Origin of the sequence: Aeromonas sp. FDAARGOS 1410 (genome assembly GCF_019048745.1) — a bacterium.
Lineage (GTDB): Bacteria > Pseudomonadota > Gammaproteobacteria > Enterobacterales > Aeromonadaceae > Aeromonas > Aeromonas jandaei.
In genome coordinates, this window is record NZ_CP077401.1 from 3,179,827 (window position 1) to 3,206,057 (window position 26,231).

At 58.3% G+C, this 26,231-nt stretch carries 18 protein-coding genes; 6 read left to right on the forward strand and 12 right to left on the reverse strand.

The genetic code is table 11. From position 1 onward, the window contains the following. Positions 1–161: 161 nt before the first annotated feature. Positions 162–578, forward strand: coding sequence for a hypothetical protein (locus I6L40_RS14700; protein ID WP_071910660.1), 417 nt, complete (start codon positions 162–164; stop codon positions 576–578). Here the strand turns inward: I6L40_RS14700 and I6L40_RS14705 are convergent. Beyond that, positions 531–1,064, reverse strand: a complete 534-nt coding sequence (locus I6L40_RS14705; RefSeq protein WP_083593349.1) for an SCP2 domain-containing protein — start codon at positions 1,062–1,064, stop codon at positions 531–533. The genes I6L40_RS14700 and I6L40_RS14705 overlap by 48 nt on opposite strands. A gap of 189 nt (positions 1,065–1,253) precedes the next feature. On the opposite strand from I6L40_RS14705, the gene I6L40_RS14710 reads away from it, so the two are divergent. Further along, positions 1,254–2,249 carry a peptidase U32 family protein gene (locus tag I6L40_RS14710; protein ID WP_041207411.1) on the forward strand — a complete coding sequence of 332 codons (996 nt, stop codon included), beginning with the start codon at positions 1,254–1,256 and terminating at the stop codon, positions 2,247–2,249. Positions 2,250–2,262: 13 nt separating this feature from the next. Then, positions 2,263–3,135 (forward strand): U32 family peptidase, encoded by an 873-nt coding sequence (locus I6L40_RS14715; protein ID WP_071910663.1) that lies wholly within the window; start codon positions 2,263–2,265, stop codon positions 3,133–3,135. A gap of 63 nt (positions 3,136–3,198) precedes the next feature. On the opposite strand, the gene nlpI is transcribed toward I6L40_RS14715, so the two are convergent. From nlpI to queA, 7 genes are all read right to left on the reverse strand, one after another. Then, entirely contained in the window at positions 3,199–4,143 is a 945-nt protein-coding gene (nlpI, locus tag I6L40_RS14720; protein WP_280136025.1) for a lipoprotein NlpI, read from the reverse strand. Positions 4,144–4,233: 90 nt separating this feature from the next. After that, positions 4,234–4,602: a rhodanese-like domain-containing protein gene (locus I6L40_RS14725; RefSeq protein ID WP_033114489.1), complete on the reverse strand. Its 369-nt coding sequence runs from the start codon at positions 4,600–4,602 to the stop codon at positions 4,234–4,236. Between the two features lie 86 nt (positions 4,603–4,688). Next, positions 4,689–5,636: a protein translocase subunit SecF gene (secF, locus tag I6L40_RS14730; RefSeq protein ID WP_033114488.1), complete on the reverse strand. Its 948-nt coding sequence runs from the start codon at positions 5,634–5,636 to the stop codon at positions 4,689–4,691. Between the two features lie 10 nt (positions 5,637–5,646). After that, entirely contained in the window at positions 5,647–7,500 is a 1,854-nt protein-coding gene (gene secD, locus I6L40_RS14735; protein ID WP_041207408.1) for a protein translocase subunit SecD, read from the reverse strand. 18 nt (positions 7,501–7,518) lie between these two features. Beyond that, positions 7,519–7,854, reverse strand: a complete 336-nt coding sequence (gene yajC, locus I6L40_RS14740) for a preprotein translocase subunit YajC (protein ID WP_041207407.1) — start codon at positions 7,852–7,854, stop codon at positions 7,519–7,521. Between the two features lie 50 nt (positions 7,855–7,904). Then, a complete protein-coding gene (gene tgt, locus I6L40_RS14745; RefSeq protein WP_041207406.1) occupies positions 7,905–9,041 on the reverse strand; it encodes a tRNA guanosine(34) transglycosylase Tgt in 1,137 nt (378 codons plus the stop codon). A 71-nt stretch (positions 9,042–9,112) separates the two neighbouring features. Next, positions 9,113–10,165 (reverse strand): tRNA preQ1(34) S-adenosylmethionine ribosyltransferase-isomerase QueA, encoded by a 1,053-nt coding sequence (gene queA / locus I6L40_RS14750; protein WP_216994468.1) that lies wholly within the window; start codon positions 10,163–10,165, stop codon positions 9,113–9,115. 230 nt (positions 10,166–10,395) lie between these two features. Here queA and I6L40_RS14755 point away from each other — a divergent pair, with 230 nt between their 5' ends. After that, the gene (locus tag I6L40_RS14755; protein ID WP_040066530.1) at positions 10,396–10,842 is read left to right on the forward strand and encodes a CBS domain-containing protein; all 447 of its coding nucleotides are present in this window, start codon (positions 10,396–10,398) and stop codon (positions 10,840–10,842) included. A gap of 223 nt (positions 10,843–11,065) precedes the next feature. On the opposite strand, the gene I6L40_RS14760 is transcribed toward I6L40_RS14755, so the two are convergent. Continuing rightward, positions 11,066–11,317, reverse strand: coding sequence for a hypothetical protein (locus I6L40_RS14760; protein ID WP_139394535.1), 252 nt, complete (start codon positions 11,315–11,317; stop codon positions 11,066–11,068). A 343-nt stretch (positions 11,318–11,660) separates the two neighbouring features. Between I6L40_RS14760 and ahpC the strand changes: the two genes are divergently transcribed. Together ahpC and ahpF are read left to right on the forward strand one after the other, a co-directional pair. After that, positions 11,661–12,227: an alkyl hydroperoxide reductase subunit C gene (gene ahpC, locus I6L40_RS14765; RefSeq protein WP_005299724.1), complete on the forward strand. Its 567-nt coding sequence runs from the start codon at positions 11,661–11,663 to the stop codon at positions 12,225–12,227. Positions 12,228–12,369: 142 nt separating this feature from the next. Beyond that, positions 12,370–13,950, forward strand: coding sequence for an alkyl hydroperoxide reductase subunit F (gene ahpF / locus I6L40_RS14770; RefSeq protein WP_216994469.1), 1,581 nt, complete (start codon positions 12,370–12,372; stop codon positions 13,948–13,950). 112 nt (positions 13,951–14,062) lie between these two features. Here ahpF and I6L40_RS14775 read toward each other — a convergent pair whose 3' ends face one another. The 3 genes from I6L40_RS14775 to I6L40_RS21065 all read right to left on the reverse strand — a co-directional run bounded on the left by I6L40_RS14775 (position 14,063) and on the right by I6L40_RS21065 (position 26,179). Next, complete coding sequence (locus I6L40_RS14775) at positions 14,063–14,770, reverse strand: SIMPL domain-containing protein (protein ID WP_071910669.1); 708 nt, start codon at positions 14,768–14,770, stop codon at positions 14,063–14,065. 56 nt (positions 14,771–14,826) lie between these two features. Then, positions 14,827–15,387, reverse strand: a complete 561-nt coding sequence (locus I6L40_RS14780; protein WP_071910671.1) for a hypothetical protein — start codon at positions 15,385–15,387, stop codon at positions 14,827–14,829. Positions 15,388–15,472: 85 nt separating this feature from the next. Next, entirely contained in the window at positions 15,473–26,179 is a 10,707-nt protein-coding gene (locus I6L40_RS21065) for a retention module-containing protein (protein ID WP_254204035.1), read from the reverse strand. Positions 26,180–26,231: the final 52 nt, after the last annotated feature.

Sequence of the window (26,231 nt, forward strand, 5' to 3'; positions counted from 1 at the left end):
GGCGCGCAATTATAACATAAGAGAGCGCTATTTTGGCACCGTTAAAGGCATCCCATTTCAGAACAAAAGCGGGCGTTGGTATAACAAACCGGCATGAGGCAAAGAGGAGGAAAAACTAGACTTAATGGATATGTAGAATTGTTCACGGGAGAGATCCAGCTATGCTTCCTCCGTTTATCTACGAGAAATTGCCCAGCCTCTATCTGCTGGCGGCCACTGCCATTATCACCCTTGGTAACCAGCCCCTGCTCTGGTTTGCGGGTGCACTTTTGTATATCGCTGGAGCGGTTACCTGGATGATGCGCTCCAGCTACCGGCGCACCGACCTCATCATCTTTCCAGCCAAACGCTGGCTGCAACCGGAATGGCTTTATGAAGCCCAGCCCTTTGTCTGGCTCGCGCTGGGAATGGCCATTGCACAGCTGCCTGCGCCACAAGCCCTGCTGGCACTGGTGCCTTGTCTGTGGGCTTGTCACTGCCTTTGGGCACGGCACCATTACCGCCGCCATGCCCACGGCGTGACGATTCACTTACGACGGGATCCCGCCCGCCGCCGTCTGAACCGGAGTCTGCGCTGATCCGGTTCGAGCCTGCTCGATAAAGGTGGCCAGATCCATCAGGGGGTACTTCATCAGCACCGGCAGCCCATCGATGTCCAGGCTGTCCATCAGGTTTTTCACTTCCAGTCCCAACTCGGTATCCCCTTCAATCTTCAGCTTGCGCTGGAAGAAGAGCGCGTCCGGATCCTCCTTGCGACCGGCAATCAGGATCAGATCGTTGGCGGTGCCGCTAAAACAGACATCGGCCTGTTCGCAGCTTTTTGCCACGACCAGTTGACCGCTCTGCTCGCTGATATACCAGCAGAGCTCCAGATCGGTGACCTCTACTTTCAGCCACTTGTCTGTCAGGAACTCGAAATCGCCATCCGCGATGGCCTCCTTGAATACCCGTGCCAGCAAACTCTCCATCAGCTGCTTTTGCAGATTGAAGGGAACCAGCTTGAGCGGATGACGCAAGAGACGGGGCGCCTGCTCGACCAGGCGACGTTGCAGTTGTTGAAACACAATGGACTCCTTTGTTTTGCGCATTCAAGCACAGGGATGCCGGCAAGATCCTGTTGGAAATCAAACTTGTGCAGAGTTGGGTTGATCAGGGAAAGCCACACAAAGCTGCCTCAGGTCAAAAAGCCAAGGGGCTGTGGTGCATACAATCAGGGCTCGTTTGCCCTTCATATGCACTCTCGGAGCGTACCAATGGAATTACTCTGTCCGGCAGGCAGTTTGCCGGCACTGAAAACCGCCGTGGATAACGGGGCCGATGCCGTTTATATCGGTTTCAAGGATGACACCAATGCCCGCCACTTTGCCGGTCTCAACTTTACCGACAGCAAGCTGGAGAAGGCGGTAGATTATGTGCATCAACATGATCGCAAACTTCATATCGCCATCAATACCTTCGCCCATCCTGGTGCCGATGCCCGCTGGAAGCAGGCGGTCGACCGCGGGGTGGCTCTTGGTGCCGATGCTCTCATCATTGCAGACCTTGCCGTGCTCGATTATGCCAGCCGCCGTTATCCCGACATGGAGCTGCATGTCTCGGTGCAGGCCAGCGCCACCAATGCTGCCGCCATCCGCTTCTATCAGCAGCAGTTCAATGTCAAACGGGTGGTGCTGCCACGGGTGCTCTCCATGCATCAGGTGAAACAGCTGGCTCGCGAGACCGATGTCGGCCTTGAAGTCTTTGCCTTTGGCAGTCTCTGCATCATGGCCGAGGGGCGCTGCTACCTCTCCTCCTACATGACGGGCGAGAGCCCCAATACCGTCGGTGCCTGCTCGCCGGCCAAATTCGTGCGCTGGGAAGAGACCCCGAATGGCCTCGAATCACGGCTCAACGAGGTGCTGATCGACCGCTATGGCCCCGGTGAGAATGCCGGCTACCCGACCCTGTGCAAGGGGCGTTTCGAAGTGGATGGCCAGACCTACCACGCGCTGGAGGAGCCCACCAGTCTCAATACCCTGGGTCTCTTGCCCGAGCTGTTCCAGACCGGTATCCAGTCGGTCAAGATCGAGGGTCGTCAGCGCAGCCCTGCCTACGTGGAGCAAGTAACTCGGGTCTGGCGCGCCGCCATCGACGCCTATCAGGCCAATCCCGAGGCCTATCAGGTCAAAGCCGAATGGGATGCCCAGCTCGCCCGTGTTTCCGAAGGTAGCCAGACTACCCTTGGCGCCTATCATCGTCAGTGGCAATAAGGAGCCCCTATCCATGAACTTCTCTCTCGGGCCCCTGCTCTTCTACTGGCCCAAAGCCGATACCGAGGCCTTTTACCGCGCCGCAGCCCAAAGCGAAGCAGATATCGTCTATCTCGGGGAAACCGTCTGCAGCAAGCGACGCGAACTGAAAGTCGATGACTGGATCTCCCTCGCCCGCGAAGTGGCGAGCTCCGGCAAACAGGTGGTGCTCTCGACGCTGGCGCTCATCTCTGCCCCCTCCGAGCTGAAAGAGGTGAAACGGCTGGTCGACAACGGCGATCTGATGGTCGAAGCCAACGATCTGGGCACAGTCCAGCTTGCCCATGAAGCGAACCTTCCATTTGTCTGTGGCCCGGCCATCAACGCCTACAACGCCGATGTATTGCGCATGCTGATCAAGCAGGGGATGAAGCGCTGGGTCATGCCGGTGGAGCTTTCACGGGACTGGCTGGTACAGCTTGAGCAGGATCTGGGGGCGACGCGCCAGCAGTTCGAAGTGGAAGTGTTCGCCTACGGCCACCTGCCGCTCGCCTACTCGGCACGCTGCTTTACCGCCCGCTCTCTCGATAAGCCGAAAGACAACTGCGAACTCGCCTGCATCAACTACCCCACCGGACGGCTGGCCAACAGCCGCGAGGGGCAACGCGTCTTCAACCTCAACGGTATCCAGACCCAGTCCGGTTACTGCTACAACCTGGGTAACGATCTGGCCGGGATGGCAGGTCTGGTGGATGTGGTGCGCCTCTCCCCCCAAGGAATGGAAACCCTCGAAATGCTGGCTCGCTTCAAGGCCAACCAGCAGGGTGATGCGCCTATCCCCCTGCACAAAGGGAGTGAGTGCAACGGCTACTGGCGCCAGATCCCCGGCATGAGCCTGGTGGAGTAAACGCAAACCACGCAAAAACAAAAAGGCCTCGCAATGAGGCCTTTTTTACACTTTCACGCTCCCTCAGGAGGGGCGGTCGCTCTTGCTCTGGCCACTCTGGGCGCCGGGAGGCAGCGGCTTGCGAGCCATCAACTCCAGCTCCAGCAAGGCATAGCGATGCTCGATGAAGTCGTAGACGTTGTTGGAAAGCGCCAGCTTGAAGTAGCTGATCGCCTCCTTGCGGTTGCCCCGACCCAGCTCGTACTTACCCAGATAGAAGTAGGTTTCGCACAGGCGCTCGGCGAGCTCCCGGTTATCCTTCACCCCTTTGACCACGTTGCCCATCAACTCGGTGGCATTCATCTCGCCGGTGTAGAGACGAACCAGATCCCAGTTCCAGGCGTCGTCATCGTACTTGTTGAGACGCTCGCGCATCCGGCTCATAGCCGCTGCCGGATCGAGTTTCTGCTCGGCCAGATAGAGCCAGATCACCCGGTAAGGGTCTTCCGGCTGCGCCTCATAGAAGCGTTTCATATCGGCGGCAGCCAGCTCGGGACGATTGCCGTAGTAGAGCGCAATGCCACGGTTCAGGTAGGCATAGTCGTAATCGGGCGCCAGTTCGAGCGCCGAATCGAATGCCTCGTAGGCTTCGTCATAATTCTGCTGCTGCACCAGATAGACGCCGATGAAGTTGTAGGCTTCGGCGAAATCGGGCTTCTCCCGCAAGGCACGGTTGAAATCGAGCCGCGCAAGGGAGCGCAAACCAACGCGATCAAAGACCACTGCACGCTCATAGAACAGCTCGGCACGCTGCTCCGTGGTCAACTCCATCTCGCTGAGCATCTGCCCGAGTCGAGCTAGCGCCAGCTCGCTCTGGTAGGAGACCTGCAAAGGGGTCGCCAACACCAGAGATGCAGGCTGCGGCTTGGGAACCTGAGGGGCATTAACCTGACTGCTACTGCTGCAACCCCACATAGGGAGCAGCAACAGGATACCGAGGAGGTATCCAATCCCTTTCCTGACGTTCAATGAACACTCCGACGCTTACGCTTGACCCCGCATATGGTAAAGGTCAACCGTCGCTTTGTCATGTAGCTCAGCCTATCTCTCTCAAATAAATCAGGATTCGACAGGGTATCCGGCCTCCAGCCAGCCGCGAAAACCACCATCGACGCTGATCACCTTGCGATAACCCATCTGTTGCAGATTGTCTGCCGCCAGAATGGAGCGAAAACCGCCGCCACAGTAGAGGTAAAGCTCGGTATCGACATCGGGAAAACGGGTCTCGATATCACGCTCAATCACGCCACGGCCCAGATAGAGGGCGCCGGGCAGATGGCCTTTGGCCCACTCGCTCTCTTCCCGCACATCGATCAGATGAAAAGCGCGCCCCTCATCCTGCCAGCGCTTGATCTGGTGGACATCGGTCTCGGCTACGCGGGAGCGGATCCCTTCTACCAGCGCCAGAAAACGGGGATTGTGTTGCATGGCAAGCTCCTTTTGTTGAAATCATCTGCGTCAGCATACGACAACAGCGAAAAAGAAAAGAGCGCCTTGCAGCGCTCTTTCGTGGTTTACGGCAGGATTTCCTGTTGATCCGCACCCTCTTTCTCTACCTGGGTTGGCAGCATGTGCTCGCGCTTGACGCCGAGGAACATGGCAAACGCACTCGCCACATAGATGGAGGAGTAGGTACCGAAGGCCACACCGATCACCATGGCCACGGCAAAACCGTGGATCAGCGCGCCGCCCTTGAGCAGCAGCGCCAGCACCACCACGAAGGTGAGGCCGGAGGTGATGATGGTACGGCTCAGGGTCTCGGTCATGGAGAGATCCAGGATGTAGTCGGTATCCCCTTTGCGCACCTTGCGGAAGTTCTCCCGCAAGCGGTCGAACACCACGATGGTATCGTTCAGGGAGTAACCCACCAGGGTCATCAATGCCGCCAGTACGGTCAGGTCGAACTCGTACTGGAAGTAGGCAAAGACACCGAGGGTGATCACCACGTCGTGCACCAGCGAGAGGATGCCGCCCATGGCCAGACGCCATTCAAAGCGCACCGCCACGTAGATCAGGATACAGATGATGGAAGCCAGCATGGCCAGAGCACCATCGGTCGCCAGCTCGTCACCCACGGAGGGACCGACGAACTCGACGCGCTTGAGCACGGCACCGGGATCCAGCAGCTTGGCAGCAGCCAGCACCTCGTTACCCTGCTCCTCGACCTTGACACCCTCTTTCGGGGTCAGGCGGAACAGCACATCACGGCTGGAGCCGAAGTGTTGCAGGCTCGCCCCTTCAATCTTCTGCTCTTCCAGCACCTGGTGCATCTTGTCCAGGCTCACCGACTGCTGGAACCCCACTTCGATGGTGGTCCCACCGGTGAAGTCCAGACCCCAGTTCAGGCCCCGATCAAACAGAAAGAAGAGGGCGATCACCATCAGCACGGAAGAGAAGACCACACCCGTTTTGGCATAGCGCATAAACGGGATCGGTTTTTCAAAATGTAGAATCTGAAACATCTCTCTATCCTCAGATGGGCAACTTGTCGATGCGCCGTCCACCCCAGGCCAGGTTGATAATGGCGCGGGAGACCGTGATGGCAGTAAACATGGAGGCGGTCAGACCGATGCCCAGCGTCAGGGCAAAGCCCTTGATGGCGCCAGTACCGATACCGAACAGGATCACACAGGTGATGAGCGAGGTGACGTTGGAGTCGGCGATGGTCGAGAATGCCCGATCAAAGCCCAGATGGATGGCTTGCTGAACCCCGCGGCCGTTGCGGATCTCTTCACGAATACGCTCGTAGATCAGCACGTTGGCATCCACCGCCATACCGAGCGTCAGCACGATACCGGCGATGCCTGGCAGGGTCATGGTGGCCCCCGGGATCATCGACATGATACCGACGATCAGCACCAGGTTCATACAGAGCGCCAGGTTGGCAACCCAGCCGAACGCACGGTAGTAGATCCCCATGAACAGCACGATCACCAGCATGGCCCAGCCGATGGCTTGCATACCGCTGTCGATGTTCTGCTGACCCAGGCTCGGGCCAATGGTGCGCTCTTCCACGATCTGGATCGGGGCGATCAGGGCACCGGCACGCAGCAGCAGCGCCAGGTTGTGGGCTTCGTTGGCGTTGTCGATACCTGTGATGCGGAACTGGCTGCCAAGGCGCGACTGGATGGTGGCGACGTTGATCACCTCCTCCTGCTTGCGGAACTTGCGCTTGCCATCCGGACCAGGCTGACCAACCGGCTTGTACTCGATAAAGACGGTCGCCATCCCTTTACCCACGTTGTCCTTGGTAAAGTTGGCCATCTTGTTGCCACCCTGGCCATCAAGCTTGATGTTGACCTGGGGACGGCTGTACTCGTCGAAACCGGACTGGGCACCCACGATGTGGTCACCGGTCAGGATCACCCGCTTTTGCAGCACGACAGGACGACCATTGCGATCGTTGTAGACCTTGGAGCTCGGCGGTACGCGACCGTCGGCCGCAGCCTGAATGTCGGCCGTCTCATCGACCATGTGGAACTCCAGGGTCGCGGTCGCACCGAGGATCTCCTTGGCACGGGCGGTATCCTGGATACCGGGCAGCTCAACCACAATGCGCTCGGCGCCTTGCTGTTGTACCAACGGCTCGGCGACACCCAGCTCGTTGACCCGGTTACGGATGATGGTGATGTTCTGCTCGAGGGCGTACTTCTTCACTTCCTTGATCTTCGCTTCGCTCAGACCGGCCATCAGGATGAATTCATCCCCTTTCTGCTCGGTGGTGAAGGTCAAATCAGGGTTCTGGCGACGCAGATGGGTGACAGCACGCTCTTGATCCGCTTCGTCACGAAATACCACCTGTACCTTGTCACCGACCCGGCGCACGCCGGAGTAACGGATCTTCTGGGTACGCAGCTCGGAGCGGAAATCCTGCACCATCTGCTCTTGCTGCTTGGTCAGCGCCTCGGCCATGTCCACTTCCATCAGGAAGTGCACACCACCGCGCAGGTCCAGACCCAGTTTGAGCGGGTTGGCACCAATGGCTTCGAGCCAGGCAGGAGTAGAGGGGGCAAGGTTGAGAGCGGTAATGAAGTTGTCACCCAGCTTGTTGGCGACGATATCGCGCGCCTTGAGCTGATCTTCGGTGTTCTTGAAACGGATCAGGATCAGACCGTGCTCGAACGCAGCATGTTTGACCGGGATCTTGGCCTCATCGAGACTCTCTTTCACCAGGTCAAGGGTATCTAGCTTGACTTCGGCACCACGGCTGGCAGAAACCTGCAAGGCCGGGTCTTCGCCGTAAAGATTGGGGGCTGCATATAGAAAACCGATGGCGATCACTACGATCACCATCAGGTATTTCCACAGCGGATAGCGATTCAACACGCTGTGCTCCTTGGGAGATTAAAGGGACTGGATAGAACCCTTGGGCAGAACGGCAGAAACGAAGTCCTTTTTGATGGTGACTTGAGTCTGGTCGTTCAGGGCGATCACCAGGTAATCGCTGTCGGCAGCCACTTTGGCAATCTTGCCAACCAGACCACCGGAGGTGAGCACTTCGTCACCCTTGGAGAGAGAGGTCATCAGATTGCGATGATCTTTGGCGCGCTTGGCCTGGGGACGGTAGATCATGAAGTAGAAGATGAGACCGAATACGGCCAGCATGATGATCATTTCCATGCCACCACCCTGTGCCGCCGGAGCTGCGCCTTCTGCATACGCCTTGGAGATAATGCTCATTTAACAACCTCTTATTGATGTAGATTTGAAAACTAGCTTATAAATTATTGTTATTTAACGTCATTTACAGCTAACGGAGGCACGGGCTTCCCTTGCCGACGGTAAAACTCTGTTACAAAGTCGTCTAATTTACCCTGCTCGATCGCGTCCCGCAAACCCTGCATAACACGCTGGTAGTAACGCAGGTTATGGATAGTATTCAGACGGGCACCGAGGATCTCGTTGCACTTGTCCAGATGGTGCAGATAGCTGCGGGTGTAGTTCTTGCAGGTGTAGCAATCGCAGTCGGCATCCAGGGTGCTGGTGTCGTTGCGGTACTTCGCATTGCGGATCTTGACCACGCCATCGGTGGTAAAGAGATGACCGTTGCGGGCGTTGCGGGTCGGCATCACGCAGTCGAACATGTCGATACCACGGCGCACCCCTTCCACCAGATCTTCCGGTTTGCCTACGCCCATCAGGTAGCGCGGCTTGTCGGCCGGGATTTTCGGGCAGACGTGCTCAAGGATGCGGTGCATGTCCTCTTTGGGCTCACCCACCGCCAGACCACCAACGGCATAACCGTCAAAGCCGATCTCCAGCAGACCTTCCAGCGATACGTCACGCAGCGGCTCGTAGACGGAACCCTGGATGATGCCGAACAGCGCATTCTTGTTGCCAAGAGCGTCGAACTTGTCGCGGGAGCGCTTGGCCCAGCGCAGGGACATCTCCATCGACTTGCGCGCTTCTTCGTAAGTGGCCGGATACGGGGTGCACTCGTCGAAGATCATCACGATGTCGGAGCCCAGATCGTACTGGATCTCCATGGACTTCTCGGGGTCGAGGAAGATCTTCTCGCCATTGATGGGGTGGCGGAAGTGGACGCCCGCCTCGGTGATCTTGCGGATGTCGCCCAGGCTGAATACCTGGAAACCACCGGAGTCGGTCAGGATCGGGCCCTGCCAGTTCATGAAGTCATGCAGATCGCCATGGGCACGCATCACTTCCTGACCCGGACGCAGCCAGAGGTGGAAGGTGTTGCCAAGCAGGATCTGGGCACCGGTCTCACGCACCTCTTCCGGGGTCATCCCCTTGACGGTGCCGTAGGTACCGACCGGCATAAAGGCCGGAGTCTGCACGGTGCCACGCTCGAATACCAGCTGACCGCGACGGGCACGGCCGTCGGTGGTTTTCAGTTCAAATTTCATTGCTACCTCGATTCAGTCAGAGAAACAGTCTGACAATTAAAGGCCATTCGGCCCGCTATAAAAGGCGAAGCTTATGCCTCGCCCCGGCGACGGGTGACGAACATGGCGTCCCCGTAGCTGAAGAAACGGTACTGCCCGGCCACGGCGGCCTGGTAGGCGGTCATCACGTTATCATACCCGGCGAAGGCGCTGACCAGCATGATCAGGGTCGACTCCGGCAGGTGGAAGTTGGTGACCATGGCATCGACAATCTGGAACTGGTAGCCCGGGAAGATGAAGATGTCGGTGTCACCAAAAAAGGGGGCCAGCGGCTTGCCCTGCGCCAGAGTCACTTTGGCGGCGCTCTCCAGCGAACGGACCGAGGTGGTGCCAACGGCAATCACCCGACCGCCGCGCGCACGGGTAGCGGCAATGGCGTCGACCACCTCTTGCGGCACTTCGGCATACTCGGAGTGCATATGGTGATCTTCAATCTTCTCCACCCGCACCGGCTGGAAGGTCCCCGCCCCTACATGCAGGGTGACAAAGGCAGTTTCAACCCCCTTGGCCCGAATTTTCTCAAGCAGCGGCTCGTCAAAGTGCAGACCGGCGGTCGGCGCAGCGACGGCGCCCGGCTTCTGGTTGTAGACCGTCTGGTAGCGCTCCTTGTCGGCATCCTCGTCGGGACGGTCGATATAGGGGGGCAGCGGCATGTGGCCGATCGCCTCCAGGATCTCCAGCACCGGGCGGGCGTCGAGGAATTGGATCTCGAACAGGGCATCGTGGCGGGCGCGCATTTCAGCTTCCACACCACCATCCATGATCATCCGGGTGCCCGGCTTGGGCGCCTTGGAGGCCCGCACATGAGCCAGCACGCTGTGCTCGTCCAGAATGCGCTCGACCAGCACCTCCAGCTTGCCACCGCTGGCCTTCTGGCCAAACATGCGGGCCGGAATGACGCGGGTGTTGTTGAATACCAGCAGGTCGCCCGGGTTGAGCTGGTCCAGCACATCGACAAATTGACCGTGGCGCAGGGCGCCGGTTTGACCGTCGAGCTGCAACAAACGGCTGGCGGTACGCTCCGCCATCGGATAGCGGGCAATCAGCTCGTCTGGCAGATCAAAATGAAAATCGGATACTTGCATCTTTCACCTCGGGGGGAATCGGCGGCTAGTCTAGTTATCCCCATCTTCCAAGGCAACCCAAAAGACCAAAAACCCAAGAGAGACAAGGGGTAGCGGGCAATTTTGTGACCACCAACCGGTTAATGACTCTTTAATGTTTTGTATTGACCCTGATCATGTTTTGCCACCCATGGCTGGGCTAGGGTGGAGACAGGCGGAGAAGAAAAACCAATGCAATCAGGAGGCCTACCATGATGACCATATCCGAAATCATGACGGAACATCCCTTTACCCTGGGGCCGGAGAACAGCGTCAAACAGGCGATGGATCTGATGCAGCAGGAGCGGATCCGCCACATTCCCATCGTTGACGAACACCACCATCTGCAGGGGCTGGTCACCCTCACCGACATCCTGGCCACCCGCGAGTCCAAACTGCTGCTGATAAGCCCGGAGCGGGAGGCGGAATTTACCGACAGCGTTCACCTTGACGAGATCATGACCCGCCAGGTTGCGAGCGTGGATCCCCATGCCGGCATCAAGGAGGCAGCGCTCTATCTGCAGCGCCACCGGTATGGCTGTCTGCCGGTGCTCAAGGGACGCAAGCTTATCGGCATCGTCACCGAATCGGACTTCATCTCGGTGGCCATCAACCTGCTGGAATTGATGGAGGAGCAGGAGCCGCCCACCGATTTTTGACACGGCAAACTGTAATTAAATTACAGAAAAAGCGTTTTCAGCAGTAAAAAAGAGCAATAAAGGTGAAAGTGTTTCATTTTGATTGAAAAATTACACCAATTGCTTGCCATGTGATCCTCATCACACTATTATCCCCCTCATGCAATAGTTGCCGAGGGGGAGATGAAGGAGTGTGCACCCATCCTCTTCCTCTCATATGTCTGCAAGTTTGCACACCCCGTAGTTAGTCTTTGCTGTAAAGCATTTGTTTATATAGCCATTCCTTGTTTGATGACCCGGCTTTATCGTTGCGATAGCGCCGGGATTTTTTTATCTGCGCAAAAACGCGCAGCCCGCTTGCACTAGGTCGGGTCGGCTTCTGCTTTCTTATCTCCCCCGCCTCCCCTCTTGCTGCTTGTGCCGCTCTTCTTTGCTCCCGATCCATATGACCACTCGATCCCCCAGATCGGGCGATATCTTCATCTTCTTTCGGCAAGCCCTCACTACCTCTTTTTGCCAGACATCGGGGAGGTATAAATTAAAATCGGGTCATTCTCGCCAAACCCATAAATTTGATTTATAGCGACCGATTTGGTCCGCAACCCCTTCTTTGACGGCAGCAAGCGGCCTTGCGAGGGGGATGCCCGACTGTTGCTACCAGCGGCACCGACGATAGGCCACCGCGTATAAATCCAATATACCGATTAAAGCGATTCAATTTTGTGGCTTTAATCGATTAGAACATCCTCCTATGATGACTCCATCGAAAGTTAAACGCCTCGTCCGGCACGACTCTGCAAACCCGGACAGGCATATGTACATCACCAAGGAGCAAATCCATGTCTACCTACATCAACACTGAAATCAAGCCGTTCAATGCTACCGCCTACCACAATGGCAAATTCGTTCAGGTGTCTGACGCTGACCTGAAAGGCAAGTGGTCCGTGGTGTTCTTCTACCCGGCTGACTTCACCTTCGTCTGCCCGACCGAGCTGGGCGACCTGGCCGACAACTACGCCGAATTCCAGAAGCTGGGCGTCGAGATCTACGCTGTCTCCACCGACACCCACTTCACCCACAAGGCCTGGCACGATACTTCTGACACCATCCAGAAGATCCAGTACCCGATGATTGGCGACCCCACCGGCACCATCACCCGCAACTTCGGCGTGATGATCGAAGAAGCCGGTCTGGCTGACCGCGGTACCTTCGTCATCGACCCGCAGGGCATCATCCAGATCGTCGAGATCAACGCTGGCGGCATCGGCCGTGACGCACTGGAGCTGCTGCGCAAGGTCAAGGCTGCCCAGTATGTTGCCGCTCACCCGGGTGAAGTATGCCCGGCCAAGTGGAAAGAAGGCGACGCCACCCTGGCCCCGTCCCTGGATCTGGTAGGCAAAATCTAAGCCTCCCCGCTCTGAAGACCGGCCCGTTCAAGGGCCGGTTTTGTTTACGGACCTCAGAAAACGCGCCGGTCTGCTTGATGGACCTCCATTTTCTGTAACCGGTCACAGTGCCGACCCGCATTCAGCAAGAAGGAATTCGACCATGTTAGATACCAACCTCAAACAACAACTCAACGGTTACTTGCAGTACATCGTCAATCCCATCGAGATCAGCGTGTCCGGCAATGACAGCGACAAATCCGCCGAACTGCTGGCACTGGCCAGCGAGATCGCCGGAATGTCGCCCAAGATTTCCCTGACCGATGGCACCAATGCCCGCAAGCCTTCCATGAGCGTCGCGCCGCAGGGCCAGGCCCCGCGCGTTCATTTTGCCGGCATCCCCATGGGTCATGAATTTACCTCGCTGGTACTCGCCCTGCTGCAAAGCGGCGGTCACCCCTCCAAGGCCGATGCGGCCGTGCAGGAGCAGATCCGCAATCTCAAGGGTGAGTTCCACTTCGAGACCTATATTTCGCTCTCCTGCCACAACTGCCCGGACGTGGTGCAGGCCCTTAACCTGATGGCCACCCTCAACCCCGGCATCACCCACACCATGATCGATGGCGCCCTGTTCCAGGACGAGGTCAACGAGCGTCAGATCATGGCGGTGCCGAACGTCTACCTGAACGGTCAGCCGTTCAGCCAAGGGCGCATTTCGCTGGAAGAGATCGTCGCCAAGCTCGACACCGGCGCCGCCGAGCGCAAAACTGAGGAACTCAACGAAAAAGCGCCTTACGACGTGTTGGTCGTCGGTGGTGGCCCGGCTGGCGCCGCCGCTGCCATCTATGCCGCTCGCAAGGGCATTCGCACCGCCATCGTCGCCGAGCGTTTTGGTGGCCAGGTGATGGACACTGTCGGCATCGAGAACTTCATCTCCGTGCCCTATACCGAAGGCCCCAAGCTGGCCGCGAGCCTGGAGCAGCACGTCAAGCAGTACGGCGTGGAAGTGATCACCGAGCAGCGCGCCGCCGCCATCAGCAAGGATGGGTATGTGAACGTGGATCTCGCCTCTGGCGCCACCTTGAAAAGCCGCTCGGTCATTCTCGCCACCGGCGCGCGCTGGCGCGACCTGAACGTGCCGGGCGAGCTTGAGTACCGCACCAAGGGCGTGGCCTACTGCCCGCACTGTGACGGCCCCTTCTTCAAGGGCAAGCGGGTTGCGGTGATCGGGGGCGGTAACTCCGGTATCGAGGCAGCCATCGATCTGGCTGGCATTGTCGAACACGTTACCGTGGTGGAGTTCGCCGACACTCTGCGTGCCGACGAGGTATTGCAGAAGAAGGCCCGCTCCATGGCCAACATCGACATCATCATGAGTGCTCGCACCACCGAAGTGATCGGTGACGGCAGCAAGGTGGTGGGCATGGATTACGAAGATCGCACCACCGGCGAGATCAAGCATCTGGCGGTGGCCGGCATCTTCGTCCAGATCGGTCTAGTGCCGAACACCGAGTTCCTCAAGGGGAGCGATGTGGCCCTGACCCGCTTTGGCGAGATCGAGATCGACAGCAGGGGCGCCACCTCCCTGCCCGGCGTCTACGCCGCAGGGGACGCCACCACGGTGCCGTTCAAGCAGATCATCATCTCCATGGGCGCCGGGGCGACCGCCGCGCTGGGAGCGTTTGACTACCTCATTCGCAACCCGGCGCCGCAGGCAAGCAAGGCTGACGCCGTCACCGCCTGATGGCATCGCCAAAGTGAACAAGCCGACACCCTGTGTGTCGGCTTTTTTGCATCTGTTGCCTCATAAAAAAACCCGCAACAGGTGCGGGTTTTCATCAATCACGACATCTGCATCATTCGAGCAGGAAAACGGCGTCGATATTGTCAGTGACTGTGATCTGCTGCTGTTGATAGCTGTTGGCCGCCATATCCGCTGCAGGCGCGGCCATCGCCTGTGCCTTGAAGTTGCGGCTATAGAGCGGCATCGGGGATGCGTTGCGGTACTCAGCGCTGTATACCTTGCCCAGCTTCATACCAAATGCCTTGGCCAGCGACTCGGCCTTGCTCTTGGCATCTTCCACCGCCCCCAGTCGCACCTGCTCCTTGACGGTTTGCGGCGATTTCAGGCCGTATTCGATTTGCGATACCGACTCGAGCCCGGCTTTGAGTGCGGTATCCATCAGCTGGCTCAGCTTGTCGAGTTGGTAGAGCTTGACCGCCAGCTGGCGCTGGGCACGGTACCCGAGCAGCTCGGGCTTCTTATTCTCGGCATATTGATACTCGGGAGAGACCACCAGATTGCCGGCCTCCACATCGGATCGCTTGATGCCCAGCCCTTCAAGCTGACCAAAAAACGCGGCAACCTTGGTATCGACCAGCTGCTTGGCCTTGAGCCCCTGTTTTTCCAGCGCGGTAACCGACACATTGAGCGTCAGCATGTCCGGCTCCACCTTCTGCTCAGCGTAACCACTCACCACCAGATGGGGCGCTTGCGGCACTTCAAGGGCAAACAGGGGGGCACTGACAACCAGAGCCGACAGGGTAAGAAGGGGACGCCACATAGAAAAAAGCCTCAATCAACAAGATTGAGGCCATTATGCCCGCAGCAAAGTGAGATTCATATATCGTGCAGTGGCGGGATCTGATCCAGCACCTGATTGGTCAGATCAAGGCTGATGGTGACAACCGGGGCAGCCTCCTGCTCTCCCCCTGCAGATACTGGCGTGTTGCTGACCTGCGCGACCAGCACCTCGTCATCGAAGTGGAACGAATCCCACGACAGAATATGTCCTTGTGGCTGGGAGTGAACCTCTGTCGGTACACTCTCCTCCATTGCCACAGACCAGGGAATAGTCTCGGAGTGACCCAGCAGATCCTGCAGCTGTGGGGAGTAGAGACTGGCCAGCGAGTACTCCTGCTGACCCAGATCATGCCCTACCAGAATGACACCATGAGACTCTTCAGCATCCATTGCCGGGGTGTAGGTGATCGATGCCGCAGCAAAATCGACACTGAGCGAGCCAGCTACATCACCGGCGTCGTTCTCGATCTCCACGCCATCCAGCTGATCCCCCGCGATCGATGCCTGATAGCCAAACTGGCCTGCGCAGGTAATGGTTCCCTGCCCATCCCAGCTATAACGGATACCATCAATGTCGACCCAGTTGAATGACTGCATGACGCCCCTCTCCTCTACTGCTGCTATCTTATCCATCCCTCAGGGGAAAAAACAGGGGCCAGGCAAGCCCGGCCCCGGGACAAGATTACGGATCAACCTTCAGATTGCCCTGATTCAACAGGTCTTCAATGATGGTCTGGTCATTGCGTGTTCCTCCCAGTGTCAGGTCGATGTTGTCAAACTGGATAACGTGGGTCGTACTGCCGCTGCCCGAGCCATCCAGATCGATGGTGAGTGTTGACTTGCCAGTGCCCGGACCTGTGGTGAAGGTGAGATAAGCATCGAGCGAAGTCTTGTTGGCATGTTCGCCGCTAAGCAACTCACTGATATCCAGCACATCGCCGCCAGTTCCGGTGGTGAAGTCCTTGATCACATCGGTGCCACCCACATCTCCAGCGCCCCACTTGAAGGTGTCCTTGCCGGCACCACCTGTGAGGGTGTCAGACCCGGTCCCGCCAACCAGAATGTCGATACCGTCACCGCCTATCAGAATGTCATTGCCTTTTTGTCCATAAAGCACATCATTCCCATCGCCACCTTCAAGGGTGTCATCACCACCAACCGCACCTTCCTTACCATACTCTGCATGCTGGCTGTAAAGTTCGTTGAGCAATTGCCCACCACTCTTGCCAGGATTGTCTGCTACAAACTCGAACCAGCCGCCATCCGTATTGTCTGCATGAATACTGTCACCAAAAATCACGTCGTTGCCTGCACCGCCCTGCAACAGGTCAGAGCCGACACTAACAGCGGTAAACAGCGATCCCAAGCCACTAGACAGGTCATCAAAGCTGTCTACGGCGAGGTAGTTGTCTGCAGTGTTGTCGATCGCATTGAGGTTATTGCCAAATGATGCACCGGATGGCACCCCAATCCCGACCGCATTAATCACCACATCCGAGGCAGACAGTGCGCTCAGGGTCGCTATACCGGTCGCAATCTGCGCAGAATTGGTCCAGTTCCCTGCAGTCGGCTCCCCATCGGTGAGGAAGTAGACATATTTATGATTCGCGGCTGGATCCCCGGTCATCATTGTATTGAGTTGTTTCAAGGCTGCTTCGTAATTAGTGCCTCCACCCGACTGCACTAGATTGCTGACAGCCTGCTGAGCAGCAGAAACAGAGGTGTAGGTACCAACATATTTGCTGCTATCTGCAAACGTACCAATCTCGACTTGCAGTTGCGCAATGCCACTGAACTTGGCCAGCAAGTTGTTGATGGCATCTTTCATCAACTGGAATTCCGAGTTGCTGATACTCCCTGACATATCGACCATAAATGTCAGGTTGTAACTACCCGAAGTCACCCCGCCGACATCACCGATCAACACATCAGCCCCGACGCCACCCAATATTGCGCCATCCACATCCGGAGCAAGAAGAGGGTTGGGACGAACGTGATCGTCAATGGCAGTGCTGACCCCGGAACCTGTGTCATTGGCATTGCTACCAACCACCAAGACCGGATTGATAATGGTTAACTTGGCACTGCTGGTATCTCCATCGCCATCTTTAATCTTGTAAGTGACTTCGACAGGCGCCCCCTCTGCCCCCCCTGATGGCGGGGTGAATCGATAGTCACCATCATTTTCAATGTAGAGGGAGCCCTTGTTGGTACCCAATGCAATAGTGAAAGAGGTATTGCTGTTATTGAAGGTGTAGGTTGTTCCGTTGTACTCCACAGACACCAGCTTGGGCGTACCAAAACCGTCGGCTCCTGCACTGTCATTGGTTGTTACATTGCCATCAATTACCTGTGTCAGGTTGGTCAGTGTTCCCGACAGCTGACCCGCTGTATTGATCACCACCACATTGTTGTTGTGAGCACCACTCGGTGACCACGCGACACTTTGCAGGTCGGCATCAAGTACGCTGGTTGAGCCAATCCCCACGGCATATGCACCATCAATGCCTTTTTGTGTCAGGAAGTTCGTCCAGTCATTGCGCTCTGTGGCGTTAATTGCCTCATCAACCGAACTGGGCACTCCATCCGAAATGAAAAATACAAAGGTGTTATCAGCGGAAGGCGGTGTCCCATAATTGTCCCTAACCGCTTGCAAAGCATCATCGTAGTCCGTGGAACCGCCAGAAGAGATGCTAGTCAGCTGACCAGTTACCTGATCCTTGGTCAGCCATACCTGACTGCCGACACTCTTGACTGTTGCCGAACTATCAAAATCAACCAGCATCACTTTGACCAGCGAGTTGCCATAGCTGTTCATCAGATTCGTTACAGCATCCTTGATAACCTGCATATTGGTATTACCAATACTGCCTGAGCTATCGATAACCAACACCAGGTTGACTGTGCCATTAGTGCCACTGGTAATGGTATCAGCCACAGCAATCGGACCATCATCCTTGAAGGTGATAGCAAGCCCGCTCGCACTGGTCGCCGTGGTGCTGTCACCATCACGGTCGGTGACAGTCTGTACCACCTTGATGGCTGCCGCTGACGCCAGCGACACGCTGTCGTCATGGTCGCTCGCACTGCTGCCATCCACACCGTGCTCCAGCGCCGCATACTGGGTCACCGTCACCTTGCCGCTGCTGTCTATCAGCACGCTGAAGGCCTTGGTGCCACTGGTGCTACCGCCGGTCCATCCTTCATAACCGTTGGCCACGGCCACCAGTTTGATTTCGCTGGCGCTGCCACTTTGTCCCGCCAGCCACAGGCCGGTACGGGCTCCCGCAGTCGCACTCAGGCTGTACTGCACGCTGCCTGCGCCGTCAGTGCCATACACCGGGGCATTAAACAGACCGCTAATGGCGCTGCTGCTGATGTCGACTGCATCAAACCCGCCAGTTTCATCCAGGGTTGCACCAGCACTGACTGCCGCCTTGGCCGAGGCACCTGGGCCATCGTCCTTGAAGGCGATATCCAGCCCGTTCGCACTGGTCGCCGTGGTGCTGTCACCATCACGGTCGGTGACAGTCTGTACCACCTTGATGGCTGCCGCTGACGCCAGCGACACGCTGTCGTCATGGTCGCTCGCACTGCTGCCATCCACACCGTGCTCCAGCGCCGCATACTGGGTCACCGTCACCTTGCCGCTGCTGTCTATCAGCACGCTGAAGGCCTTGGTGCCACTGGTGCTACCGCCGGTCCATCCTTCATAACCGTTGGCCACGGCCACCAGTTTGATTTCGCTGGCGCTGCCACTTTGTCCCGCCAGCCACAGGCCGGTACGGGCTCCCGCAGTCGCACTCAGGCTGTACTGCACGCTGCCTGCGCCGTCAGTGCCATACACCGGGGCATTAAACAGACCGCTAATGGCGCTGCTGCTGATGTCGACTGCATCAAACCCGCCAGTTTCATCCAGGGTTGCACCTGCACTGGCTGCCGCCTTGGCCGAGGCACTCGGGCCATCGTCCTTGAAGGCGATATCCAGCCCGTTCGCACTGGTCGCCGTGGTGCTGTCACCATCACGGTCGGTGACAGTCTGTACCACCTTGATGGCTGCCGCTGACGCCAGCGACACGCTGTCGTCATGGTCGCTCGCACTGCTGCCATCCACACCGTGCTCCAGCGCCGCATACTGGGTCACCGTCACCTTGCCGCTGCTGTCTATCAGCACGCTGAAGGCCTTGGTGCCACTGGTGCTACCGCCGGTCCATCCTTCATAACCGTTGGCCACGGCCACCAGTTTGATTTCGCTGGCGCTGCCACTTTGTCCCGCCAGCCACAGGCCGGTACGGGCTCCCGCTGTCGCACTCAGGCTGTACTGCACGCTGCCTGCGCCGTCAGTGCCATACACCGGGGCATTAAACAGACCGCTAATGGCGCTGCTGCTGATGTCGATTGCATCAAACCCGCCGCTTTCATCCAGAGTTGCACCAGCACTGGCTGCCGCCTTGGCCGAGGCACTCGGGCCATCGTCCTTGAAGGCGATATCCAGCCCGCTCGCACTGGTCGCCGTGGTGCTGTCGCCATCACGGTCAGTGACAGTCTGTACCACCTTGATGGCCGCCGCTGACGCCAGCGACACGCTGTCGTCATGGTCACTCGTACTGCTGCCATCCACACCGTGCTCCAGCGCCGCATACTGGGTCACCGTCACCTTGCCGCTGCTGTCTATCAGCACGCTGAAGGCCTTGGTGCCACTGGTACTACCGCCGGTCCATCCTTCATAACCGTTGGCCACGGCCACCAGTTTGATTTCGCTGGCGCTGCCACTTTGTCCCGCCAGCCACAGGCCGGTACGGGCTCCCGCAGTCGCACTCAGGCTGTACTGCACGCTGCCTGCGCCGTCAGTGCCATACACCGGGGCATTAAACAGACCGCTAATGGCGCTGCTGCTGATGTCGACTGCATCAAACCCGCCAGTTTCATCCAGGGTTGCACCTGCACTGGCTGCCGCCTTGGCCGAGGCACCCGGGCCATCGTCCTTGAAGGCGATATCCAGCCCGTTCGCACTGGTCGCCGTGGTGCTGTCACCATCACGGTCGGTGACAGTCTGTACCACCTTGATGGCTGCCGCTGACGCCAGCGACACGCTGTCGTCATGGTCGCTCGCACTGCTGCCATCCACACCGTGCTCCAGCGCCGCATACTGGGTCACCGTCACCTTGCCGCTGCTGTCTATCAGCACGCTGAAGGCCTTGGTGCCACTGGTGCTACCGCCGGTCCATCCTTCATAACCGTTGGCCACGGCCACCAGTTTGATTTCGCTGGCGCTGCCACTTTGTCCCGCCAGCCACAGGCCGGTACGGGCTCCCGCTGTCGCACTCAGGCTGTACTGCACGCTGCCTGCGCCGTCAGTGCCATACACCGGGGCATTAAACAGACCGCTAATGGCGCTGCTGCTGATGTCGATTGCATCAAACCCGCCGCTTTCATCCAGAGTTGCACCAGCACTGGCTGCCGCCTTGGCCGACGAGCTCGGGCCATCGTCCTTGAAGCTGATGACCTTACCGATATCCAGAACCCCGCTTGCGTGATCTCCATCCTTATCGGTGATGGTCAAAGTCAAATTAACGTGGCCAGAGCCCAAAAAGGTGGCTTCATCAGGATCAGAGGTTGGGTGTACTACAGCCCGCATCTGATCAAGGGTCACCTTGCCGCTACTGTCGACCGTGAGGCTAAATACCAGCTGGCCCGTTGTGGCCGTGCGACCTTCAAGGGTCGAACCATTCATTCTCAGCTGGACTTGCTCACCAGTGGCGGTATCAATCAGACCAGAGGTGGCATTTTGTACATTCAGGCTGTAGCTCTGGGATCCCAGACCATCAGCCCCCGGCTGTACGTTGAACACACCACTAAAGTCAGCTGTTGCATCATGATTGAGGTTGGACTCATCGACCTGCAACTGCACAGCACCGCCCCAAGTAACAGTGGTGCTGACATCGTTGTAGTCATAATCCGAGTTGAGGGTCATATCCTCCCAGTTTTGGTTGCCTGCGCTACCGGTATCCTGCAAATGTGCACCGCCAGGGTTGAGGCTCGCATCGCTGAACACGATGTTGGCACCATCGGCCCCACTCAACGCAGTGCTGCCAACGAATGCTTGCCACTTGCCATTAATAAACTGGAATGTGACGGCAGCACCATCACCAAGACCGGGATTGGCACCTCCATTGGGGATAACAAAGAATCCGGTATGAGCAGGATCCAGCGAACTGATATCTGTCTGGCTTCCCACACTCTGACTGTGAACATTTGCCCAGATGACTTTGCCGGACAACGGGGTGCCATCATCACCTTTGATGTAATAGCCATAGCTATTTGAATAACCGGCGTTGCTACCCAGGAAGGTGACAGAGGAAGTCAGGGACAGCTCACCCACCTGGATTGTCGGCGTATCATCGTTAATTGTGACGGCAAGTACGCCACTGGCACTGTCCCCATCGCCATCTATCACCTTGTAGCCCACATTGAGGGTGAGATTATCTTCGGTATCAGTCCCTGTGTGCATCAAGGGCTGCAGAAGTTTCACCGAGTAGGCACCAGTGCTCCGGTCGGTAATGGTGACCGTCATCAAGAGACCGCGAGTGGAACTGATAGACAAGGTTCCACTTTGGGCATCCCACGTTGAGGTCACACTTTCACTTCCCAACGCAGTAGGCCCGGAGAGTTCAAGCGATTTGAGGCCATCAGCCCCGGCCTGATAAGCCAGATTGCCCGTGACGCTGGTATTGGCCCCTGCAACATCACCAGAACCACCATTGATCCCGCCGACAAGTCCTTCATCATCAAGAACCAAGGCAGCCTGAACATTGCTTGCTTTGGGGCCGTCATCCTCGAAGCGGAACACACCGTTGGCGCCAAGGTCCACAGACGCGCTGGCACTATCGCCATCGGCATCAGTCACGGTCTGCACCAACGTCAGCACGCCCTGACCCACAGTCAGTGCCACGCTGTCATCTGCATTGGTGGTGTTGCCATGCCAGACGTTGTCCAGCAGGGCCAGCGTCACTTCCCCGGTGGTCGGGTTGATGGTCAGGGTGAAGTAGTCCACCCCGCCGGCGCTGCCGGTGATGACGTTGCTCACCTGATTGAGCACGATGGCCGCACCCTGCCCGTTGGCGGCCAGCGGGTCGACCGCATACAGGCCACTTGCCACGTTGGTGCCGCTCAGCGCCAGGCTGTAGCCGATGCGGCCCGCCCCGTCGGCACCGAAGGCCGGCGCGAACTGGGCCTGTACGTCGGCCGCACTCAGGCTGGCACTGGCCACCCCGTCACTGCCAACGCCGCCCAGACTGACCAGGCTTTCATCCACGGTCGCCCCCAGACGCGGGGCTTCTTCTGCCAGGCCGGCCCGCGGGCCGTCATCCTCGAAGCGGAACACACCGTTGGCGCCAAGGTCCACAGACGCGCTGGCACTATCGCCATCGGCATCAGTCACGGTCTGCACCAACGTCAGCACGCCCTGACCCACAGTCAGCGCCACGCTGTCATCCGCACTGGTAGTGTCGCCATGCCAGACGTTGTCCAACAGGGCCAGCGTCACTTCCCCGGTGGTCGGGTTGATGGTCAGGGTGAAGTAATCCACCCCGCCGGCGCTGCCGGTGATGACGTTGCCCACCTGATTGAGCACGATGGCCGCCCCCTGGCCGTTGGCAGCCAGCGGGTCGACCGCATACAGGCCACTTGCCACGTTGGTGCCGCTCAGCGCCAGGCTGTAGCCGATGCTACCTTGCCCATCCGCCCCGAAGGCCGGCGCGAACTGGGCCTGTACGTCGGCCGCACTCAGGCTGGCACTGGCCACCCCGTCACCGCCAACGCCGCCCAGACTGACCAGGCTTTCATCCACGGTCGCCCCCAGACGCGGGGCTTCTTCTGCCAGGCCGGCCCGCGGGCCGTCATCCTCGAAGCGGAACACACCGTTGGCGCCAAGGTCCACAGACGCGCTGGCACTATCGCCATCGGCGTCGGTCACGGTCTGCACCAACGTCAGCACGCCCTGACCCACAGTCAGCGCCACGCTGTCATCCGCACTGGTAGTGTCGCCATGCCAGACGTTGTCCAGCAGGGCCAGCGTCACTTCCCCGGTGGTCGGGTTGATGGTCAGGGTGAAGTAATCCACCCCGCCGGCGCTGCCGGTGATGACGTTGCCCACCTGATTGAGCACGATGGCCGCCCCCTGGCCGTTGGCAGCCAGCGGGTCGACCGCATACAGGCCACTTGCCACGTTGGTGCCGCTCAGCGCCAGGCTGTAGCCGATGCTACCTTGCCCATCCGCCCCGAAGGCCGGCGCGAACTGGGCCTGTACGTCGGCCGCACTCAGGCTGGCACTGGCCACCCCGTCACTGCCAACGCCGCCCAGACTGACCAGGCTTTCATCCACGGTCGCCCCCAGACGCGGGGCTTCTTCTGCCAGGCCGGCCCGCGGGCCGTCATCCTCGAAGCGGAACACACCGTTGGCGCCAAGGTCCACTGACGCGCTGGCACTATCGCCATCGGCGTCGGTCACGGTCTGCACCAACGTCAGCACGCCCTGACCCACAGTCAGCGCCACGCTGTCATCCGCACTGGTAGTGTCGCCATGCCAGACGTTGTCCAACAGGGCCAGCGTCACTTCCCCGGTGGTCGGGTTGATGGTCAGGGTGAAGTAATCCACCCCGCCGGCGCTGCCGGTGATGACGTTGCCCACCTGATTGAGCACGATGGCCGCCCCCTGGCCGTTGGCAGCCAGCGGGTCGACCGCATACAGGCCACTTGCCACGTTGGTGCCGCTCAGCGCCAGGCTGTAGCCGATGCTACCTTGCCCATCCGCCCCGAAGGCCGGCGCGAACTGGGCCTGTACGTCGGCCGCACTCAGGCTGGCACTGGCCACCCCGTCACTGCCAACGCCGCCCAGACTGACCAGGCTTTCATCCACGGTCGCCCCCAGACGCGGGGCTTCTTCTGCCAGGCCGGCCCGCGGGCCGTCATCCTCGAAGCGGAACACACCGTTGGCGCCAAGGTCCACTGACGCGCTGGCACTATCGCCATCGGCGTCGGTCACGGTCTGCACCAACGTCAGCACGCCCTTGCCCACACTCAGCGCCACGCTGTCATCCGCACTGGTAGTGTCGCCATGCCAGACGTTGTCCAACAGGGCCAGCGTCACTTCCCCGGTGGTCGGGTTGATGGTCAGGGTGAAGTAATCCACCCCGCCGGCGCTGCCGGTGATGACGTTGCCCACCTGATTGAGCACGATGGCCGCCCCCTGGCCGTTGGCAGCCAGCGGGTCGACCGCATACAGGCCACTTGCCACGTTGGTGCCGCTCAGCGCCAGGCTGTAGCCGATGCTACCTTGCCCATCCGCCCCGAAGGCCGGCGCGAACTGGGCCTGTACGTCGGCCGCACTCAGGCTGGCACTGGCCACCCCGTCACTGCCAACGCCGCCCAGACTGACCAGGCTTTCATCCACGGTCGCCCCCAGACGCGGGGCTTCTTCTGCCAGCCCGGCTCGCGGGCCGTCATCATCAAAGCTGAATACCGAGCGTTCGCTATCTACTAAGCTGACGGTGGCGCTGTCTGTGACGCTATCTCCATCGCCATCCACCCGAGTTACGCTGTATTGCAAACCCAGAGAGTTCTGGCCGCTCAACAACAGTGAGAGCGACTCATCAAACAGGCCGGTGTTAGCGTGAGACAGTGCCTCAAACTGGGTGGTCTGCAGCTGCGCAACGCCATCCACGGTCACTATCTTGATGCTGAACACCACATCACCGTCACCGTCCACCCCTTGCAACTCGGTCGCGCTCACGGCATTGAGAGTAATCGCACCGCCATCGGTCGCCGACAGGTTGGTCTCGACACCCTCGCTGCCCACGCCCACAAAACTGAAGCTACCTGTCGTACTGCCTGCGCCATCGGCACCATAGCTGCCACTGCTGGTAAAGAGCGACAACAGACCGCCTGCGATCGCTGTGGTAGCCTGTGCCAGAGCCCCGCTCACATCGTCACTGACGTAACCATCATCCACATCGCTACTGTTGTAGGTGTCTCCCTTGCCAACAGTCTCGTCCAGGTTCACCGACAGGCTGCCAAAATCAGCCTCTTCCGCCACGCCCACACTCTGGCTTGGAACATCATCCAGCACTGTAATATCCAGAGTGGCGCTGGTCGTATCTCCATCATCGTCCGTCAGAGTCACTACGAGGTTTTCACCCAACTGAATGTCGTTGGCCGGTTGTTGATGAGCTTCGTTATCAAGAAGGGTATAGCTGTAAGTTACTGTGCCATTACCCGTAACCGGATCGTAGGTGATGGCCGTAATTTGCAATGTGTTACCCAAAGGGGTGTCAACCGACTGCGGCAAGGTCACGACTGCGCCATTACTGATCAGCTGAAGTCCCCCCACACTCAGTAGCTGAACCCCATCAGGAGCATTGAAGGTAAATGTGCCGCTTTGAGTCAATTTAGCGGCATCTGGTGCAGAGCCATCTGCCAGATTGGCATCACTCACCTGCACTTCCCCACCTTCAACAGCCAACCCTTGCAGATTTACCCCTTCATCAACCGGAGTAATAGTAATAACAAGAGTTGACGATACGGTGTCCTGCCCATCGGTTACTTGATAAGTGACAGCAGGTACCGCCCCGTCATAGTTGGTTGCCGGTGTAAATGTGTAACTGCCATCTGCATTGATGATCAGGGTTCCAACACCGGTAATTGTTGCAGCAACACCAGCTGGAACTCCGATATTGCCCCCCCAGTCATAAGAGACGATCGTGGCGGTAGCCGGTCCGTCAGGATTGGTACTGTTATCCAGAAGATTGCCACTGATAGGCGAATCCTCCTGGGTAGTCACTGTTTCATCCAGATCTGCCAGTACATTTACCAACAGCGGGTCTGCAGCCTGAGCTTGATCAAGCACAGGTGTCGTATCGTAGGTTGTATCAAAACCGGCAGCAGCTATTGTGGCATCTCCGACACGGTCGATAGTGACAAAGCCACCATTACCACTCGTTCCAGCGACCCCACCAATCCCACCACCGCCACCACCGGCTGCAGGAGCACCACCTGCGGCTGACGCTTCAAAGTTTTGAGTCGGGTCAACACCTTGCAAGATTGATTTTTGCAAAGCCGCTATATCGGAAGGCGCTCCATCACCATTGGCATTTGTACCACCCTGCGGCTGATCGGGTTGAGCCTCATCGGCACCGGTTGGCTGGTTCTTTGCAGGGGAATCATCGTAGGGCGAAAGGGCCAACTTGGCATCATCGGCGATGACCAATTTGGCACCGGGTTGTAAAATCTCGCCTTTTTGCAGAGGGCGCTGTGTTCCATCAGCCAGCACTATCTCTACATTGCCTTCAACACCCGATACAACGACGGTTTTATCGATGACTTGAGTACGCATATCAATTGCTCCAAGGTGGCGGATCTCGCTGGATACACCTTAGAAGCACTTG

Excerpts from the sequence above, each read along its gene's own strand:
- I6L40_RS14715 (WP_071910663.1), top strand. The coding sequence starts at position 2,263 with ATGAACTTCTCTCTCGGGCCCCTGCTCTTCTACTGGCCCAAAGCCGAT.
- yajC (WP_041207407.1), bottom strand. The coding sequence starts at position 7,854 with ATGAGCATTATCTCCAAGGCGTATGCAGAAGGCGCAGCTCCGGCGGCA.
- queA (WP_216994468.1), bottom strand. The coding sequence starts at position 10,165 with ATGCAAGTATCCGATTTTCATTTTGATCTGCCAGACGAGCTGATTGCC.
- I6L40_RS14725 (WP_033114489.1), bottom strand. The coding sequence starts at position 4,602 with ATGCAACACAATCCCCGTTTTCTGGCGCTGGTAGAAGGGATCCGCTCC.
- tgt (WP_041207406.1), bottom strand. The coding sequence starts at position 9,041 with ATGAAATTTGAACTGAAAACCACCGACGGCCGTGCCCGTCGCGGTCAG.
- ahpC (WP_005299724.1), top strand. The coding sequence starts at position 11,661 with ATGTCTACCTACATCAACACTGAAATCAAGCCGTTCAATGCTACCGCC.
- I6L40_RS14780 (WP_071910671.1), bottom strand. The coding sequence starts at position 15,387 with ATGCAGTCATTCAACTGGGTCGACATTGATGGTATCCGTTATAGCTGG.
- secF (WP_033114488.1), bottom strand. The coding sequence starts at position 5,636 with ATGTTTCAGATTCTACATTTTGAAAAACCGATCCCGTTTATGCGCTAT.
- I6L40_RS14700 (WP_071910660.1), top strand. The coding sequence starts at position 162 with ATGCTTCCTCCGTTTATCTACGAGAAATTGCCCAGCCTCTATCTGCTG.
- I6L40_RS14710 (WP_041207411.1), top strand. The coding sequence starts at position 1,254 with ATGGAATTACTCTGTCCGGCAGGCAGTTTGCCGGCACTGAAAACCGCC.
- ahpF (WP_216994469.1), top strand. The coding sequence starts at position 12,370 with ATGTTAGATACCAACCTCAAACAACAACTCAACGGTTACTTGCAGTAC.
- I6L40_RS14775 (WP_071910669.1), bottom strand. The coding sequence starts at position 14,770 with ATGTGGCGTCCCCTTCTTACCCTGTCGGCTCTGGTTGTCAGTGCCCCC.
- I6L40_RS21065 (WP_254204035.1), bottom strand. The coding sequence starts at position 26,179 with ATGCGTACTCAAGTCATCGATAAAACCGTCGTTGTATCGGGTGTTGAA.
- I6L40_RS14755 (WP_040066530.1), top strand. The coding sequence starts at position 10,396 with ATGATGACCATATCCGAAATCATGACGGAACATCCCTTTACCCTGGGG.